Origin of the sequence: Streptomyces sp. NRRL S-495, assembly GCF_000966955.1 — a bacterium.
GTDB lineage: Bacteria > Actinomycetota > Actinomycetes > Streptomycetales > Streptomycetaceae > Kitasatospora > Kitasatospora purpeofusca.
On the sequence record NZ_JZWY01000736.1, the window covers coordinates 1 to 1,075 of the forward strand.

General features: G+C 73.5%; 1 protein-coding gene and 1 pseudogene. Both read left to right on the plus strand.

The annotated features are described in order from the left end of the window. Positions 1-437: pseudogene (locus VR45_RS32210) on the plus strand (Crp/Fnr family transcriptional regulator); the annotation flags it as partial. Positions 438-801: 364 nt separating this feature from the next. Then, positions 802-1,075, plus strand: a 274-nt coding sequence (locus VR45_RS32215; protein WP_159394428.1) for a hypothetical protein, incomplete at its 3' end; no start/stop codon positions are given.

Consider the following 1,075-nt stretch of genomic DNA (forward strand, 5'->3'; position numbering starts at 1 on the left):
CCCCGGACGACCTGGACGAGCTGCTCAGCCGCCGCCGGGACCCCGACTACCTGCTCGCCCACCCGCGGGCGATCGCCGCGATCGGCCGTGAGCTGAACGCGCGCGGGATCTACCCGCACCACGTCGACCTCGGCGGACAGCAGGTGCCGGCCTGGCGCGGGGTGCCGATCCTGCCCTGCAACAAGATCCCGATCAGCAAGGAGAACACCAGCTCCATCCTGGTGATCCGGACCGGCGAGGACAACCAGGGCGTCATCGGCCTGCACCAGACCGGCCTCCCGGACGAGTACCAGCCCGGCCTCTCGGTCCGCTTCATGGGCATCGACGAGAAGGCGATCATCTCCTACCTGGTCAGCGCCTACTACTCGGCCGCGATCCTGGTGCCGGACGCCGTCGGTGTCCTGGAGAACGTCGAGATCGCGCACGGCCGCCACTGATCCTCGCACCGCACCGTGGGCCCGGGTGGCACGCCCGGGCGCCGCACGCCCCGGGGCGGCCGTAACCGGCTCTCCGCATGATCGTTTCACCTGATGCCGGACGGCCCGCCCACTGCGGCGGGCCTTCCGGTGTCGGCCCCCCTTCCGGCGTGGGCCGGCCCTCCTGACGACACGAGAGGTGCATGGAGCCCATGCCGCAGCACCAGCCGCCCCGGCGGATACCGATGGACGGGGCACCGTGACCGCGGACCGGGCGTCGGCGGACGGCGCCCCCCGCAGCCGCGCCGTCTTACCCGGAACCGGCCTCGCCAAGGACGCCGACCCGCGGGCGCGGAGGGTCCGACTGGTCGGAGCGGCCGCCGGTGTGGTCGCGCTCTGCGCGCTGCTGACCGGCTCGGCCACCGCCCGCTCCTCGACGGCCCAGCAGGGCGGGCATTCGCACGGTCCGGTCGTCGACACCTGCGTCTGCACCAGTACGGGCGTGTCGGTCGGGGTGGGCCGGGACGGCGTGGACACCGAGGTGGACGTGGAGGTGGAGGTGGGCGTGGACGTCGACCTCTCCGGAATCCTGCACCACCCGAAGCCGTGGCCCACCAAGCCCCGGCCGCCGAGGCCGACGCACCACCACCCCTGCCCCT